Genomic DNA, 15,303 nt, shown 5'->3' on the forward strand with positions numbered 1-15,303 from the left:
CCAGACGTCCGATCGACGCCAGGCTTCGTCCGGGCGGTATCTCCGGAGGTCTATGGCCTTCCAGTGCCAGCGTTCCCCGCCGCCGAGCGACGGCCACGATCCTTGAACGCGCCGCGGTGCATCACGATTCCACGGACGAGACCGGGCCAGAACGCGACCCCGAAGGGGACGATGTACTTGAAGTAGGCCGCCATCGCCCGCGGACGCGCGCCGTAGGCGGCTGCGATCACAGCGGGTGTACTCACTACCATCGCTGCGACTCCGCCGACGCCCGCAGCGAGCCGCCAATTTCCCGTGGTGACTGCTCGCGTCACCGTGAGGACGATGACCACGGGCGCCAGTGCCAGCGCGACGAGTGTCAGGCTGCGCGCCGGCGAGGTTCCGGCGTAGCTGTCGACGAACTTCGTTCCGCGCTCGTTGGCATGACTGATGAACTTCCCGAAGGTCACGCGCGGGCGGTATGTCGCCGAGAACCCGGGATCGAGCACCATGGCTTCCTGTGCGACGATGTGCCTGAGCACCCGAGTGTCATCCGATGTGAACCGCGAATTCGCAGTCGGCCAGCCTACCCGGCTCGCTTCGAGCATCGTGTCCCTCGACACGAGCAAGTATGTGGTGCCAGTCGGCAATCGGTCGAAGTTCTCCGCGGTGATGATCGTGGGCTTCGGGTTTCGCAGGTACTGACCCCAGAACACGCGGAGGGGGACATCCCAGAACTGCCCCACCAAGGGGGCGCTGGGATCGGTAATCACATGTCCGTTCCAGGTTGTGTCGGATTCAAGCGCATCCTGACGTTCGAGGTATGCAAGGCAGTCCTCATGCAAGAGGAGCCGGGAATTCACGAGCAGGACTCGGCGTGAACGGGCAGCGGTGAGGCCATTCCACGTTGCGAAGAAGATGCCCTGGTTCTCCTGATTGATGACGCGAATCTCGTACGGATAGCTCTGCGCCAGGTTAGCCAGCAGAGCCTGACTGCCATCAGTCGAGCCGTCATTGACGATGACGATCTCCGCTGACCAAGATGTCTGTTCTAAAGCGACCCGCACGGAGTCGAGCGTCGAGGGCAGCCATGGCGCTGAGTTGTACGCGGCGATGACGACCGAGAGCATAGGGACAGACGAAGTTTCAGACATCGAACGAGACGGCTCCCAGAAGAGGTGGCACTGCCGGTGGCCCACGCATACACGGTTGACCGGCTGCAGGCTGACGGGGCGGGGTCGATTAGATGACCTCGGACGTTTACGTCACGAGTATACCGAGAGCTGTACGAGACGATCTGAGACCGCCGGTAGAATCGTCAGTCGTGCCACCTTTGACTGATCCGCGATTCGTGCCGGCCGCGCCGCGTCCGCGCGCTGGCCAAGGCAGGCGAACGCGCACGAGCGCTGTCATGCAGGAGTTCGCTTGATCATCTTCATCTACGGCACGACGGCCGAGGCGATCAAGGTGGCGCCGGTTGCACGTCGCCTCGCCGCCCGGGGCGTCCCCTACCAGCAGTGGGTCACGCAGCAGCACACTGAGGCGCTTCGTCGCGCGATCCCTGAACTGGGCCTCACCCCGCCGGACAGAGTCATCGCGAACGGCTGGCGCGGCAAGCCGCTCAAGACACCCCTGCAGATGGTGGGCTGGGCTTTCGATGTCGTCGGCTGGTCCCTGCGGAACCTTCGGTCGATTCGCCGCGCTCTGCCCGCGGACTCCGTCGTGATCGTMCACGGCGACACGATGACCACAGTCCTCGGCACCTTCATCGGCCGGCGGCTCCGTGTGCCGGTCGCGCATGTCGAGGCGGGGCTGCGCTCGGGCAACTGGAGGCATCCGTTCCCGGAGGAACTCGACCGCCGCGTGGTCGGGCGGTTCGCGAACATCCACTACGTGCCCTCGCAGGAAGCCGCCGACAACCTCGCCGGCCGGCCGAATGTCGTGCTCACTCACGGGAACACCGCGAAGGATGCCGTCCGGGATGCGGCAGCCGGGCGGGAGGCCCATGCGAGCGACGATCGGGACGAATTCGCCCTCGTCCTCCTCCACCGCTACGAGTTCATCTCCAACCCTGCATTCGTCCGCGAGACGCTCCAGACGCTGAACGCATCGAGCCCGATCCCGCTCAGGCTCATCGTGGATTCCTACTCCCGAGGTGCGATCGAAGAAACGATCGACGAGCTCGGACTCGAAAAGTTCTCCGTCATGACAAAGCTGGAGCACGGCGAGTTCGTCGCGGCGATGAAATCCGCACGATTCATTGTCACCGACTCGGGTGGAGTCCAGCAGGAAGCTGCGGCGCTCGGAGTGCCCACTCTGATCCATCGCAAGGTGACGGAGGGCCGCGAGGGGTTTGGTACGAGCGCCGTCCTCTCCGGGTGGGATCAGGGAGTGCTTCGGGAATTCCTCACGTCATATGAGCAGTACCGGCGGGACGATGTCGACTCCGATGCGTCTCCGTCCGACATCATCGTGGACGACCTCATCCGGCGAGGGCTGGCTCGGCCGGTCGGCGGTCGCGCGGAGAGCTGATCCTGTCGCTCGGCTGATCGCGCCTAACGTGCGTCCAGCGTGATCCAGTCGGGATCGAGCAGGTCGGACTTCGCAGTACCCGTCTGGGTCCAGGGTCGTGGTGCGATGATCGGAGCGTGATCGCCGGCACGCCGGCGCATCAAATCGGCGCCCCACCAGCTGAAGCTGGAGTTGCTCATCACCATCGCCCGTCCTGCCGACATGGCCTTGAGGCTCGCCCACGTCCCGAGAACGCCGTCGTCTTCGACGAACTCGAAGTCGCCCTCCACTCCGCTCAGCTCGCTTTTGACGAGGTCGACCGAGTCGGAGAAGACGCGCACCGGCAGGTCGAGTCCCATCGCCCGGAGCAGTCGCACCGCCCGGACCGCGTACGCGACGGATGCCACGAACTGCCTGTCCACCGACACGGCGAGATAGTCGCCGCGCCGAAGGTGGAGGGAGATCGCGGGGGAGTCGAGCATCCCCTGAATGCGGGCGGCTTCCTCGGGGGTGTCGGGAGTCGCAAGCATCGCTGCGCCGATTCGATCGCGAACCGACGGGAAGTACTTCGGCGACTGGAAGTAGCCGATCAGCGTCGTGCCGGGGCGCACTTTCTCGATAGCAGGCTGGTACGTGTCTCCGTCGCGCTCGAGGAAGATCGATCCCCACGGTCGGCGTGGCAGGGGAAGCACCCGCTCCCGATTGATGCGCACCGATCGCCAGGGGCTGTCGGTGGGCGCGAGCACCCGGCCGGGATGCTCGATCGCGTCGAGACCATAGCCGAAGGTTCCGCCGACCCGGAAGTGCGAAGTGTCGAGGTAGAGCGGCACGCCCAGCCGCTCGGCCTGCTCCCATGCGGCAGCGAGGATGAAGAGCTGGTTCCCGAGACCTCCCATCACATAGCCGGTGACGCCGTCGCGATTGGCGGTCATGACTGACTCCTTCGTTGGGCGGAGATCCGCCGGGTATGCCGCCTGTCGAGCAGGAGGAAGGCGCCGAGTACCACCACGCCGATCGAGGCGAACCAGATGAGCAGAGCGGGAATGTCGGGGACGACGGCGCGGAAGGCCACCCATTGCACCGCGACTGCCACGACGAGGAGCGCGGCGCTGCCTCGTGACGCGGATGAGGTCAGCTTGATGAGCATGCCCTGGGCGGCCATCCATGGGAGGTAAGCGAGCGACACAGGCACGAGCAGATCGCCCGCGAGCGCGAAGGCCGGGCCGTAGAGCACGCGGATGAGCCAGTGGCCGAACAGCGCGAAGAACACTGTCATCGCGACGCTCGTCGCGAGTGACAGCCCCAGGGTGACCAGCACGCCCAGTCGGGACAGGTGCGGATTGTCGCGGTTGCGCACGAACCGAGGCAGCAGGTAGAGGGACAGGGTCGAAGGCACGAGGAACCCCGCCTTGACGAGCACAGTCACGGCCGCGTAGGCGCCGACAAGAGACTCCGGGGCGCCCGCGCGCAGAAAGAGCACATCGGACGAGATCAGCCACGCGAACGCAACGGTGAGAAGGACGATCGTGAGTCCATCACCCGTGAAGGCGCCCTGCCGCGGCCGAGTGACGCGTCTCGCCGACCAGAGCGCGCCCCCGACAGCCAGGGCGGTCGCCGCGACGATCGACCCGATGACGCCCGCAAGACCCGCGCCGATCGCGATCCCGACGGCGAGGAGGGCAATGCGAGCGACCAGAGAGATCGTTGACCACCAGACGGCGCGCGATACATCGCCCGCGCCCTGCAGCAGACCGAGGGCATCGGCGAAGACGAAGCTGAGGGGGATGCACGCTGCCGCGGCCAGCACCACGGCCGGAGAGGTGTCGAGCGCATCGGCCAGCCAGGGCGAGACGGCCGCAACGCAGCCTCCGCCCACCGCGCCGATCGCGATCGCCTCCCACGGAACGCGGCGCGACGACCGGGCGGCCTCTGGCGACGCGAGCGCCGTCGCAGTCTGGACGGTCACGATGTTCTGCAGCGACGAGCTGCCGACGGCGGCGGTGCTCACGATGACCAGGAAGGCGGAGAGAAGCCCGAAGTCCGCAGGTGCGAGGTATCGCGCACTCACCACCTGAAAGACGAAGGACGCGAGGATTCCGACGATACTGGCGACTGCGACCGCAGAGAGGCCTCTGGCGTGCGATCTGACGTGCGCGCCGAGGCCCTCGGCCGCGGCAGCGCGCGGTCCGCGCTTCTTGTCTTGTGCCATCGGGCGCCGCCTTGACCGTGTCCAGGTACCTTCAGCCAGGAGTGCCCTCGCGCCGGAATCGCGCGACATCAGTGGCCTGCCGGCCGCAGCGGCCGACATTCCAGCCTAGCAAGAGCACACCCAGCGGCCGATCGGGGCGCCGGACCCATCAACTAGGATTTAGGAGGGCTCGACGCGGTGACGGCGTTTTATCGCGCCCGCAACGAGTGAGGATACGGATGCGTGTACTTCTGACCGGTGGAAACGGCATGCTTGCGCGCGCCATCCAGGACGCCTGGAAGGCGGCGGGGCGAGCCGATGAGCTGGTGCCCGTCACGCGTGCCGACGCCGACCTTCGCGACCAGGCTGCCGTGCGCGCACTCATCGGGCGGGTGTCTCCAGATCTGGTCATCCACGCGGCCGCACGTGTCGGAGGCATCGCGGCGAATCTCGCCGATCCCACCGGGTTCCTCATGGACAACGTGCAGATGGATGCGAACCTGCTGTCGGCATCCGTGGAGACGGGCATACCGCGGTTCCTCTACTTCGGCAGCTCGTGTATGTATCCCAGGGACTACCGGCAGCCACTTGTGGAGTCGGACGTCCTCGCGGCACCGCTGGAGCCGACGAACGAGGGCTACGCGCTGTCGAAGATCACCTCGGCGCGCTACTGCGAATACGTCTCACGGCAGCTCGGGTACGACTATCGCGTCGTCATCCCCTCGAATCTGTACGGACCGAACGACGACTTCACTCCCGTCCGCAGTCACCTCGTCGCTGCGACGATCGCCAAGGCGCACCGCGCGAAGGTCGAGGGCGCACCCGCGATCGACGTGTGGGGAGATGGCACGGCGCGCCGTGAGTTCACCTACGTCGGCGATCTCGCGGGATGGATCGTCGCGAACCTCGACTCGATGCCCGAATGGCCCACCCTCCTGAACGTGGGCAAAGGCGAAGACCACACCGTCCTCGAGTACTACGAGGCGGCCTTGCGCACTGTGGGATACGAGTGCGAACTGATCACGGATGCCTCCAAGCCCGCCGGGATGAAGCAGAAGCTGATGGACTCCTCGCTCGCCTCCGGTCTCGGCTGGCGGCCGTCCACTGAGCTGCTGGATGGAATGCGGCTTTCCTACGAGGCATTTCTCCGCACGCAGGTCGCGAAGACGGAGGTGGAGTGATCATGGGCAGTCGGTATCCGCTGGCAACGACGACGTGGGACGACTCGGAGTACGCGGCGCTGCAGCGCGTCATCGCCGGCGGTCGCTTCACGATGGGACCGGAAGTGCGCGCGTTCGAGGAGGAGTTCGCCGCGGCGCTGGGCACCCGTCACGCGGTGATGGTCAACTCCGGAAGCAGTGCGAATCTGATCGCCCTCGCGGCGGCCGTGGCCAACCCTGATGTGGATCTCAACCCCGGGGACGAGGTGCTCGTCCCGGCGGTGTCGTGGGCGACGACCTACTATCCGGTGCACCAGCTCGGACTGCGGCTCCGCTTCGTCGACATCGACCTCGACACACTGAACATCGACGCAGCCCTCGCTGCGGCAGCGATCACATCGAGCACCAAGGCCATCCTGGCGGTGAATCTCCTCGGCAATCCGGCGGATCTCGTGACGCTGTCTGCGCTCGCGCAGGAGCATGGGCTCACCCTCATCGAGGACAATTGCGAGTCGCTCGGCGCGACGCTGGGCGGCCGGAGCGCAGGCACATTCGGGCTCGCCGGTACCTACAGCTCCTTCTTCTCGCACCACATCTCAACGATGGAGGGCGGACTGGTCACGATGGACGACGAGTACACCTATCAGGCGGCGGTCTCGCTCCGCGCGCATGGATGGACTCGCGAACTGCCGGCCGACAACCTGATCCACCCGAAGACCGGAGAGCCGTTCGACGACCTCTTCCGTTTCGTGCTCCCGGGGTACAACGTGCGGCCGCTCGAGATGTCCGGAGCCCTGGGGCGTGAGCAGCTCAAGAAGCTCCCCGATCTCGTGGCGGGCCGACAGGCCAATGCGGCGCGATTCACGGAAGCCTTCGGAGGGCGCGAAGATCTCCGCATCCAGCAGGAGAACGGCGAGAGCAGCTGGTTCGGGTTCTCGTTCGTGCTCGAGGGGCCACTTCGCGGGCGGCGCGCCGACGTCGTCAGGGCGCTCGAAGCCTCGGGCATCGATTGTCGCCCGATCGTGGCAGGCAACTTCGTACGCAACCCGGTCATGCAGCACCTGAACGCCGTCGTGCCCGATGAATTGCCGGCCGCAGACCGCGTGCACGACGATGGCCTGTTCGTGGGCAATCACCACTATCCGATGGCGTCAGAATTCGAGCTGCTCGCCGACGCGATCGACAGCGTCTGACTCCCGCGAGTCCGCGCTACCCACTGAAATCAAGGAATCACTGAAATGACCGAGATAGCTCCGAAGCGCGCGTTCATCACCGGGATCACGGGTCAGGACGGCAGCTATCTGGCAGAGCTGCTCCTCGCCAAGGGATATGAGGTCCATGGCCTGATCCGTCGCGCCTCGACCTTCAACACCGCGCGCATCGACCATCTCTTCGAGGACCCGCACGCCCCGGGGCACCGTCTTACTCTGCACTACGGCGACCTCACCGACGGATCGCGTCTCGCGACGCTGCTGAGCGCGATCCAGCCTCATGAGGTGTACAACCTCGCTGCGCAGTCGCACGTGCGGGTCAGCTTCGACGAACCGGAGTTCACCGGTGACACGACCGGGCTCGGATCAGTCCGACTGCTCGAGGCCGTGCGCGTCGCGGGCATCGACTGCAGGTACTACCAGGCCAGCAGCTCCGAGATGTTCGGGGCGAYGCCTCCGCCTCAGAACGAAGCCACCCCGTTCTATCCGCGTTCGCCGTACGGGGTGGCGAAGGTCTACTCGTACTGGATCACCAAGAACTACCGTGAGGCGTTCGGACTGTTCGCGGTCAACGGAATCCTCTTCAACCACGAGTCGCCACGCCGTGGAGAGACGTTCGTCACCCGGAAGATCACTCGGGCTGTGGCGCGCATCGCTGCGGGTGAGCAGCAGGAGCTCTACATGGGCAATCTCGACGCGATCCGAGACTGGGGCTACGCGCCGGAGTACGTCGAGGCGATGTGGCGGATGCTGCAGCACGACACTCCGCAGGACTACGTCGTCGCCACCAACACGGCCTACACGGTTCGCGACTTCCTGCAGTTCTCCTTCTCTCGCGTAGGGCTCGAATGGGAGAAGTACGTCCGTTTCGACGAGCGCTATCTGCGCCCGACCGAGGTGGACGCGCTGGTGGGCGACTATGGGCTGGCCGAGAGCGAACTCGGGTGGAAGCCCGCGGTGACCGCCCCGCGCCTCGCAGAGATCATGGTCGATCACGACGTCGCGGCGCTGGCGAGCGGACGCCCGCACGCGCTCGACATCGTGGACTGGTTCCAATGAGCAGCGCTGCCCATCGAGACGCGGCGCCAGCGGCGCGGCCGGCGACCACTGTCGCCCCCTCGGGTGCCGACCTTCGGCGGTGGCCGCGATCGACGACCCTTCTCCTGCTGCTGCTCGGGGTCGTGATGGGCGCGGTGTCGTTCGCGGTGGTCATGTCGATGCCCCGCATGGTTTGGCACCCCGCTCGTGACGCGGAATTGGGCGCGACCTACGCCGCGTACGTGGAGACCGGCACACTGCTCATCAAGGAGACGGGTTCCGGCTCGTACGGAGTGCAGGCGCCGGCAGACGGACCGCTCACGTTTGCGACCTGGGACGATGACCCCGGCTCGTACATCATCGCGAGCCTGATGAGCCATGTCACCGGCTCCGACTCGCCCTACCCTGGGTTGAAGCTCGCACAGGCAGTCCTGGTCGCGATACCGCTGCTGTGGCTTCCTCTCGCCGTCGCACGTGTCGTCGGGTCGGCTCGTGCTGGGTTCGCGCTGGTTGTGCTCCCGCTTGTCACCTGGCTGTTCAACTACGGCACCGTCCTCGCAGGCACGGAGTACGGGCTTTCCGACCGCGTGAGCCCATTGGCCGTATATTCGCTCTACGGCACCGCGGCATCGCTTGCTTTCTTGTCGTTGTCGCTTGTCGTCCTGTTGAGCACGTATCGACTCCGCTGGATGGGTCTTATCGGGGCGACTGTCGGGATTGGTGTCCTGGCCGCGTTCGGCAATCTGTCGCGATCGCTTTCCGGCATCGGCGTCGCCGCAGCCGTCGGTGTGCTGTGGTGGATCCACACCCGCGGACGCTGGCGCTGGCTCGCCTCGATCGGCGGAGCGGTCGCAGCGATCCTCCTCGCGGTGACGGTGCAGACCGGCATCATGACGGCGATCAACGTGACCCGCGCGGACACGACCGGTCAGCCGATGGAAGAGGTGCCGGACGCCCACACAGCGTGGCATTCGCTGTATCTAGGCCTGTCGTATCCTCAACCCCTCACAGGGCAGCCCTCGCGGTTCGACGTGACGTGGTCCGACGAGTTCGCCTGGGCGAAGGCGCGCGAGGTCGAGCCTGACGTCCTGGTCGCAAGCGAGGAGTATGACCAGATTCTCCGCGGGCTCTATCTGCACGAGGTGCTCGGAGACCCGGTCGGCGCGATCAAGCTGTACATCCAGAAGGCGATCTTCGTCGTGAAGCAGTTCGGCGGCCTCCTTCTCTTTATCGCAATCGGTTTCATCGTCGGCATGGCACGACGCGGGAAGCTTCGCAGCCGGCTCTGGCGGGTCATCGCCATCGTCACGCCGCTTGTGCTGCTCGGGCTGCTGCCCGCCGTGCTGGTGATGCCCATGCTCTACTACTATTCCGAGCTCTCGGCCGCGCTGGGGCTGCTCGCCGCCGTGGCGCTGGGCGTGCTGGCGTGGGCTGTGACTTCCTGGCCATCGCGCGTGCGCGCCGCTGAGCGCCGCAGAACAGGCGCACTGGTACCGCTCCGGACTTCCGAAGACGGTGGGTCACGTCGCGTGAGCGCGATCCTTCGTGTCGGCGGCTCTCACGCGGTCGACGCGGCACGAGTCGATGAAGTCGCGGCGACACTCACCGAGCGCGACGAGATCGTCCTGGTCTTCGATCCGGAGTCCGACATCTCGGAAGTTCCCTGGCATCATGCCTGCACACGCGTCCTGGTGAGTTCGGGAGGCGGGGCCGGATCACAGCTGCGGGCGGGTGTGCGCGCAAGTGCAGGCGATCGCGTGCAGCTGTTCATTGCAGAGGAGGACCGACCTGCGCTCGCGCGGTCGGTCGAGTCTCTCCGCAAGCTCCTCCTGGGCACACCAGTCGTCGAAGCTTTCGGTGCCGTCGGTGTCGAGGGGCCCTGGGTCAGGCGGTTCGCCGCGGCGTCGCGTGAGACCGACGCGCTGTGGTTCGACGAGCTCGAATTCGCCGCCGCAGCGACCAGTGTCCCGCTGGACTGGACACCTGCCGGCGCGCGCTCCGAGGTCACGCTGTCGCGAGGCCGGGCTCGGCGGGAATGGCGAGACGTCGTCGGGTTTGCGCGGATCGCGCTCAACCGTGCGGATTACGGCGATCTCGTAAGCGCGCCTCGTCGCAACGCGGCTCTGCCCGTCTAGCGGCGACGAGGAGGTTCAGGCACCACCGCGGAGGTAGGACGTGCGGATGCCTTGAAGGGTCCTCGCGATGCCGTCCGTGAGGTTCGTCGATGGCCGGCGGTCGAGTGCGACCCAGTATCGCGACTGCACACGAAGATCGACGCTTTGAAGTGCAGATTGCGGCGAGGTGGCCATCACGACCTCGGGACGGCGTCCGACTATGCGGCGGAATTCAGCGAGCAGCGCCCCGATGCTCACCGAGCGCCCCGAGGCCATGATTTTCAGGTGGTGGTGGGCGTCGGATGCCCTCATCGTGCGGCAGCCGTCCACGATCAGCGCTGCGCAGTCGTCCACGAAGATGTAGTCGCGCAGAGTGTCCAACGGGACGTACACGGACAGCGGCGTTCGGCGCACGCTCGCCATGGAGAGGTGCGAAATCAGGCCCTGCGGCTTCGAGAGGCTCTGTCCGGGGCCATAGAGGTTTGAGATCCTACCGACGAAGCACCGGACGGCGCCGGCCTCAGCGAAGGCGCTGGTGGCGGCTTCGAGCGCGAGTTTGGCGCGCCCGTATTCGCCCAGGGGGACGGGTTCGGACCACTCGTCGAACGGCGCGCCACGCGACCCTGCGTAGACCGCCCCGGCCGATGAGGCGACGAACAGGCTCCCGCGGCTTTGGATTTCAGCCGGGAGTGAGCGCATGGATGCGAGCAGCGCCTCGAACGTCGCGACCTCCGTCTGAAGCTCCGCGGCGCTGGAGCCGGTCACTCCGGCGCCGGCGCACCAGAGCACCTGCCACCCGCCGTCCGCGGCGGCATCGATGAGCTCCTCGAGGCCACGGTTCAGGTCCTCGACGGCCAGAGGGGTCGCCCAGCGGATCGAAGGTCCATCGAAGACCTCCTCCCGTGCACTCTGCAGACAGCGAGTGACCGCCGAACCCAGCAGGCCACGGGCGCCGATCACCCAGTTCAGGGTGCTCATCCGCGTTCGGTTCGCCGCCCTAGCGGACCATTCGCCGGGTCGCTCACGATCAGATAGAGCGGCTTGCCCATGGCCATGTTGACTGCCATGCCGAGATACTCGGCGACCATTCCGACCGAGATGAGCAATGCCCCCGAGGTGAGGAGTACGACGGTCATCAGAGAGGTCCAGCCCTCCGGGAGAGTGGCGCCGAGGAGCCACTGGAGGATGAACCAGATCGCGAGGATAACGCCGATCCCGGCGAAGATCGCTCCCGTGACGGCGACAATGCGCAATGCGCGAGTGCCGCTGGAGAGGACAAGACGCCAGAAGTGGCTCAGCAGCTTGCGAGGGGAGTATCCAGATGCCCGCTCGCCTTCAGCTCGGAATTTCACGTCCGCCGTCGCGATACGCGAGGCAACCCATCCAAGCGCGATATCGAGGTATACACCGGACCCGGCGTACGCGGCGACGCTCCGGCCGATCTCACCGAGAACCAGTCGGAAGCTCTGGAAGTCGGGCGTGTGCGCATTTCCGGACAGCCCGGCGATGAGTGCCTTGGCGGACCGGGACGAAGCGTTGCGCAGCACACCGTGCGGTTTCGCGTTGGTGGGCTTTGCGTAGACGAGTGGAGCGTTGTTCGCGAGCGCGGAATCGATCAGCAACGCGATGTCGGCTGGATCGTGCTGACCGTCTTCATCGACCGTGGCGATCCATTCCGATCCACTTGAGGCCATGCCTGCGAGCGTCGCCGAGTGCTGGCCGAAGTTGCGACTCAACCAGATGCCGCGCACGAAGTCGTATTCCTCAGCGAGCTCACGGATGACGTCGGCCGATCGATCGGGGCCGTTGTCGTGGACCAACAGCACCTCGGTCACTTGCCACGTTGCGCCGCCGGGAGAACTGCTCGGGGCAGTGACCTGGGCAATCTCCTCGACAAGGGATCGCAGCGTCGACTCGCCCTTGTAGACCGGAACCACCACGGAGACGAAGTGCGGTTGTGCAGCAGATGCGGTCATTCGGGCTTTCGCTGGTCCAGCGAAGCAGGATTCTTCGCTCGACTAGACTACCAATCCGAGATAGTCGGACGATTGCGGAGGGTGATCCATGGCGAATCGGATCACTCGGCTGACTGCTCGGGTGGCGGCGGATCAGCGAATCCGCTTCCTGATGGTCGGCGGGACCAACACGATCGTCGGCTACGCGGTTTTCGCGGCCCTCGCGACGTGGGTGTTCGCTGACGTGTACCTCGGATATCTGGTCAGTCTCGTGATCTCCTACGTGATCGCCATCACCCTCGCTTTCGTTCTCTACCGCCGGTTCGTGTTCGTGGTCAAGGGCAACGTCGTCGGCGACTTCATCCGGTTCGTGAGCGTGTACATCGTCGCGATCTTGGCGAACGCGGCTGCCCTTCCGCTGCTTGTCGAGGTGCTGCGCCTGCACCCCCTCCCGGCGCAGGCCATTGTGCTGATTGCGACGACGGTGCTGAGCTTCGTCGGCCACAAGTACTTCTCATTCCGACGAAAGCCGACCACAGAGCCCGCGGTCGGTGCGCCGACGCAGGAGGGCGCGTCGCCCGCCTCGGCGAGCGGACAATAGACTCCTCTCCGTGACCACAGCCGCCGTCGGCGCCCCCGGTTCGCCGCGGCGCTATCTCCACTCGCTGTGGCTCCTCTCCTCGCGCGATCTTCGCGTGCGCTATGCCACGAGCGCCCTCGGATACCTGTGGTCGGTGCTCGACCCGCTCGTGATGAGCGCCATCTACTGGTTCGTGTTCACGCAGGTGTTCCACCGCACCGTCGGGCACGAGCCGTACATCGTCTTCCTGCTCACGGCGCTCCTTCCATGGGTGTGGTTCAACTCCTCGGTCTCGGACTTCACGAAGGCGTTCAGCAAGGACGCGCGGCTGGTTCGCTCCACGGCCATCCCGCGTTCCATCTGGGCGAACCGGGTTGTTCTCACCAAGGGGATCGAGTTCCTCTTCTCACTGCCCGTCGTCATCGCCTTCGCGATCCTCACCGGCGCTCACGTGGGCTGGGGCGTGCTGTGGTTCCCCCTCGCCGTGATCCTCCAGACCGTGCTCCTGGTCGGGCTGGGCCTGCTGGTCGCGCCGCTCTGCGTGCTGTACACCGACCTGGAGCGCACGACCAGGCTCATCCTGCGGGCGCTCTTCTACGCGTCGCCGATCATCTACGGAGTGTCCGATCTGCCCGGGCCGTTCGAGACGCTCGCGGCGTTCAACCCGCTCTCCGGGATCTTCACCCTCTACCGCGCGGCGTTCTTCACCGAGACGTGGGATGGGTTCGTCGTCATCGTGGGGGCCATCATGTGCTTCGCGTTCCTCGCGGTCGGGATGTTCGTCTTCGGCCGGCTTGAGCGACCTGTGCTGAAGGAGCTGTGATGGCCGCGGCATCCGATTACGCGATGGAGGTCTCGGGTCTCGGCATCCGATTCCGGCGAAACCGCCGAGGGCGCCGGAGCTTCAAAGACCTCTTCGCGGGCGCCAAGCGCCGCTCGCGCCCTGGCGAGTTCTGGGCGTTGCGAGACGTGTCGTTCACCGTCAAGCCGGGGGAGTCGATCGGGGTCGTCGGGCGAAACGGTCAGGGCAAGTCGACGCTGCTCAAGCTGGTCGCCGGCGTGCTCATCGAGGACGAAGGCACCGTAGCGGTCAATGGCGGCGTCGCGCCGCTCATCGAGATCACGGGCGGCTTCGTCGGGGACCTGACGGTGCGCGAGAACGTCCGCCTGGCGGCTGGTCTGCACGGGATGTCGCGCGCCGAGGTCTCACGGCGGTTCGACGGCATCATCGAGTTCGCCGAGATCGCCGACTTCGTGGACACCCCCTACAAGCACCTGTCCAACGGGATGAAGGTGCGCCTCGCTTTCTCCGTGGTCTCGCAACTGGACGAGCCCATCCTCCTCGTCGACGAGGTGCTCGCCGTGGGCGACCGGGCGTTCCGCGAGAAGTGCTACAAGCGGATCGACGAGCTGCTGGCTGAGGGCAGGACGCTCTTCTTCGTGAGTCACAGCGAGAAGGACCTGCGCCGGTTCTGCACGCGGGGACTGTATCTCGACAAGGGACGACTGGCGATGGATGCCCCGATCGCCGAGGTGCTCGATCGATACAACTCGGACTATGTCACAGGTTAAGCGTCGACCTTGAGCGGCGGCATCGGCCGCCAGGAGGCATCCTTCGCGATCTTCCGCCCGTCGCGGATACCCCGGAACAGATTCGAAGTGCCGCGCACCTTGCGCTCCACGAAGAGCAGCCGGATGATCTCCTTCGCGAAGGTCAGGAACGACCCCACGGCGAAGTAGACCGGGCGGTAGGTGCCCTGCGTCTGGAAGTAGTGCTTCATGTGGCCGCGGTTGCGCATGATGTAGTACCGGTACGCGTCGCTCGAGGCGTTGAGGTGCCGGATGCCCATGTCCCACTGCTTGATCTCGCGGGTGCGGCGCAGCACGAACTCGTTGACGATCACCGAGCGGGTCTTGCGCGAGGCGAGGTAGCCGTAGACCGAGTCGTCCCAGTAGATGAAGAATCGGGGGTCGGGCAGACCGATCTCGGCGACCACGTCGCGGTGGATGAACATGCCCTCGAAGCATCCGCTGTTCATCGGCCGGAAGCCGCGTTCGTCGAACGTCGCCGGGGCGAACGGGATCGGGATGCCGAGCGGAATGGACAGCCGGTACTGCCAGTAGAACTCGCTGCCGTCGTAGTCGTAGCGACGTCCCTGGATGCTCTTGAACCGGGGCGCCCACGCGCCCATACGGGCGAGCCCGTCGGGGATGACCTCGACGTCGTCGTCCATGAGCCACATCCAGGTCGAGCCGAGCTCGTACGCGACGCGCATGCCCTCGCTGAACCCGCCGGAGCCGCCCGTGTTGGTGTCGAGCCGGTGGTAGACGAGTTCGGTGCCGAGACGCTCGCGGTACGACTCGACGACCTCGGTCGTGTCGTCGACGGAGGCGTTGTCGACGATGACGACGTGGCCCGGCTTCGGATCCATCACGACGATGCTCTCGAGGAGTCGCGTGAGGAGGGGGGACCGGTTGTAGGTGACGATCGCGATCGTCGCGGAGGCGGGGTCGAAAGCTGCAGTTGTCATCAAGGCAGGGGAACTGTCGGAGGCAAGAGGCATGGC

14 protein-coding genes are annotated in these 15,303 nt (G+C 65.9%); 8 read left to right on the forward strand and 6 right to left on the reverse strand.

Going from position 1 to position 15,303, the window contains the following annotated elements:
• Positions 1–50 precede the first annotated feature (50 nt).
• Positions 51–1,178, reverse strand: coding sequence for a glycosyltransferase family 2 protein (locus ACXJ3V_RS14425; protein ID WP_457101016.1), 1,128 nt, complete (start codon positions 1,176–1,178; stop codon positions 51–53).
• 226 nt (positions 1,179–1,404) lie between these two features.
• On the opposite strand from ACXJ3V_RS14425, the gene ACXJ3V_RS14430 reads away from it, so the two are divergent.
• The gene (locus ACXJ3V_RS14430; protein ID WP_457101017.1) at positions 1,405–2,511 is read left to right on the forward strand and encodes a UDP-N-acetylglucosamine 2-epimerase; all 1,107 of its coding nucleotides are present in this window, start codon (positions 1,405–1,407) and stop codon (positions 2,509–2,511) included.
• Between the two features lie 23 nt (positions 2,512–2,534).
• Here the strand turns inward: ACXJ3V_RS14430 and ACXJ3V_RS14435 are convergent, their stop codons facing one another.
• Together ACXJ3V_RS14435 and ACXJ3V_RS14440 are read right to left on the reverse strand one after the other, a co-directional pair.
• Entirely contained in the window at positions 2,535–3,422 is an 888-nt protein-coding gene (locus tag ACXJ3V_RS14435; RefSeq protein WP_457101018.1) for an alpha-1,2-fucosyltransferase, read from the reverse strand.
• Positions 3,419–4,699 carry an oligosaccharide flippase family protein gene (locus tag ACXJ3V_RS14440; RefSeq protein WP_457101019.1) on the reverse strand — a complete coding sequence of 427 codons (1,281 nt, stop codon included), beginning with the start codon at positions 4,697–4,699 and terminating at the stop codon, positions 3,419–3,421. Before ACXJ3V_RS14440 ends, ACXJ3V_RS14435 begins: the two co-directional genes overlap by 4 nt.
• Before the next feature lie 218 nt (positions 4,700–4,917).
• On the opposite strand from ACXJ3V_RS14440, the gene ACXJ3V_RS14445 reads away from it, so the two are divergent.
• From ACXJ3V_RS14445 to ACXJ3V_RS14460, 4 genes are read left to right on the forward strand one after another with little or no spacing between them, the layout of a single operon-like run.
• The gene (locus tag ACXJ3V_RS14445; RefSeq protein ID WP_457101020.1) at positions 4,918–5,859 is read left to right on the forward strand and encodes an NAD-dependent epimerase/dehydratase family protein; all 942 of its coding nucleotides are present in this window, start codon (positions 4,918–4,920) and stop codon (positions 5,857–5,859) included.
• 2 nt (positions 5,860–5,861) lie between these two features.
• Positions 5,862–7,031: a DegT/DnrJ/EryC1/StrS family aminotransferase gene (locus ACXJ3V_RS14450; protein WP_457101021.1), complete on the forward strand. Its 1,170-nt coding sequence runs from the start codon at positions 5,862–5,864 to the stop codon at positions 7,029–7,031.
• 45 nt (positions 7,032–7,076) lie between these two features.
• Positions 7,077–8,108: a GDP-mannose 4,6-dehydratase gene (gene gmd, locus ACXJ3V_RS14455; RefSeq protein ID WP_457101022.1), complete on the forward strand. Its 1,032-nt coding sequence runs from the start codon at positions 7,077–7,079 to the stop codon at positions 8,106–8,108.
• Positions 8,105–10,222, forward strand: coding sequence for a hypothetical protein (locus tag ACXJ3V_RS14460; RefSeq protein ID WP_457101023.1), 2,118 nt, complete (start codon positions 8,105–8,107; stop codon positions 10,220–10,222). Before gmd ends, ACXJ3V_RS14460 begins: the two co-directional genes overlap by 4 nt.
• Before the next feature lie 15 nt (positions 10,223–10,237).
• Here the strand turns inward: ACXJ3V_RS14460 and ACXJ3V_RS14465 are convergent, their stop codons facing one another.
• Both ACXJ3V_RS14465 and ACXJ3V_RS14470 read right to left on the reverse strand, forming a co-directional pair.
• Positions 10,238–11,179, reverse strand: a complete 942-nt coding sequence (locus ACXJ3V_RS14465) for an NAD-dependent epimerase/dehydratase family protein (protein ID WP_457101024.1) — start codon at positions 11,177–11,179, stop codon at positions 10,238–10,240.
• Positions 11,176–12,177 carry a glycosyltransferase gene (locus ACXJ3V_RS14470; protein WP_457101025.1) on the reverse strand — a complete coding sequence of 334 codons (1,002 nt, stop codon included), beginning with the start codon at positions 12,175–12,177 and terminating at the stop codon, positions 11,176–11,178. Before ACXJ3V_RS14470 ends, ACXJ3V_RS14465 begins: the two co-directional genes overlap by 4 nt.
• A gap of 88 nt (positions 12,178–12,265) precedes the next feature.
• Between ACXJ3V_RS14470 and ACXJ3V_RS14475 the strand changes: the two genes are divergently transcribed.
• The 3 genes from ACXJ3V_RS14475 to ACXJ3V_RS14485 are packed head-to-tail and all read left to right on the forward strand — an operon-like array spanning position 12,266 to position 14,308.
• The gene (locus ACXJ3V_RS14475) at positions 12,266–12,757 is read left to right on the forward strand and encodes a GtrA family protein (RefSeq protein WP_457101026.1); all 492 of its coding nucleotides are present in this window, start codon (positions 12,266–12,268) and stop codon (positions 12,755–12,757) included.
• Between the two features lie 10 nt (positions 12,758–12,767).
• Positions 12,768–13,559: an ABC transporter permease gene (locus ACXJ3V_RS14480; protein ID WP_457101027.1), complete on the forward strand. Its 792-nt coding sequence runs from the start codon at positions 12,768–12,770 to the stop codon at positions 13,557–13,559.
• Entirely contained in the window at positions 13,559–14,308 is a 750-nt protein-coding gene (locus tag ACXJ3V_RS14485) for an ABC transporter ATP-binding protein (protein WP_457101028.1), read from the forward strand. Before ACXJ3V_RS14480 ends, ACXJ3V_RS14485 begins: the two co-directional genes overlap by 1 nt.
• On the opposite strand, the gene ACXJ3V_RS14490 is transcribed toward ACXJ3V_RS14485, so the two are convergent.
• Positions 14,305–15,267: a glycosyltransferase gene (locus tag ACXJ3V_RS14490; protein WP_457101029.1), complete on the reverse strand. Its 963-nt coding sequence runs from the start codon at positions 15,265–15,267 to the stop codon at positions 14,305–14,307. The two genes, ACXJ3V_RS14485 and ACXJ3V_RS14490, sit on opposite strands and share 4 nt — an antisense overlap.
• Between the last annotated feature and the right edge of the window lie 36 nt (positions 15,268–15,303).

This window comes from Microbacterium sp. P5_E9, from assembly GCF_054049175.1.

Bases quoted from the DNA above. Each gene is read 5' to 3' on its own strand.
- ACXJ3V_RS14460 (WP_457101023.1), top strand. From the start codon at position 8,105: ATGAGCAGCGCTGCCCATCGAGACGCGGCGCCAGCGGCGCGGCCGGCG.
- ACXJ3V_RS14475 (WP_457101026.1), top strand. From the start codon at position 12,266: ATGGCGAATCGGATCACTCGGCTGACTGCTCGGGTGGCGGCGGATCAG.
- ACXJ3V_RS14450 (WP_457101021.1), top strand. From the start codon at position 5,862: ATGGGCAGTCGGTATCCGCTGGCAACGACGACGTGGGACGACTCGGAG.
- ACXJ3V_RS14465 (WP_457101024.1), bottom strand. From the start codon at position 11,179: ATGAGCACCCTGAACTGGGTGATCGGCGCCCGTGGCCTGCTGGGTTCG.
- ACXJ3V_RS14470 (WP_457101025.1), bottom strand. From the start codon at position 12,177: ATGACCGCATCTGCTGCACAACCGCACTTCGTCTCCGTGGTGGTTCCG.
- ACXJ3V_RS14490 (WP_457101029.1), bottom strand. From the start codon at position 15,267: ATGACAACTGCAGCTTTCGACCCCGCCTCCGCGACGATCGCGATCGTC.
- ACXJ3V_RS14485 (WP_457101028.1), top strand. From the start codon at position 13,559: ATGGCCGCGGCATCCGATTACGCGATGGAGGTCTCGGGTCTCGGCATC.
- ACXJ3V_RS14435 (WP_457101018.1), bottom strand. From the start codon at position 3,422: ATGACCGCCAATCGCGACGGCGTCACCGGCTATGTGATGGGAGGTCTC.
- ACXJ3V_RS14440 (WP_457101019.1), bottom strand. From the start codon at position 4,699: ATGGCACAAGACAAGAAGCGCGGACCGCGCGCTGCCGCGGCCGAGGGC.
- ACXJ3V_RS14445 (WP_457101020.1), top strand. From the start codon at position 4,918: ATGCGTGTACTTCTGACCGGTGGAAACGGCATGCTTGCGCGCGCCATC.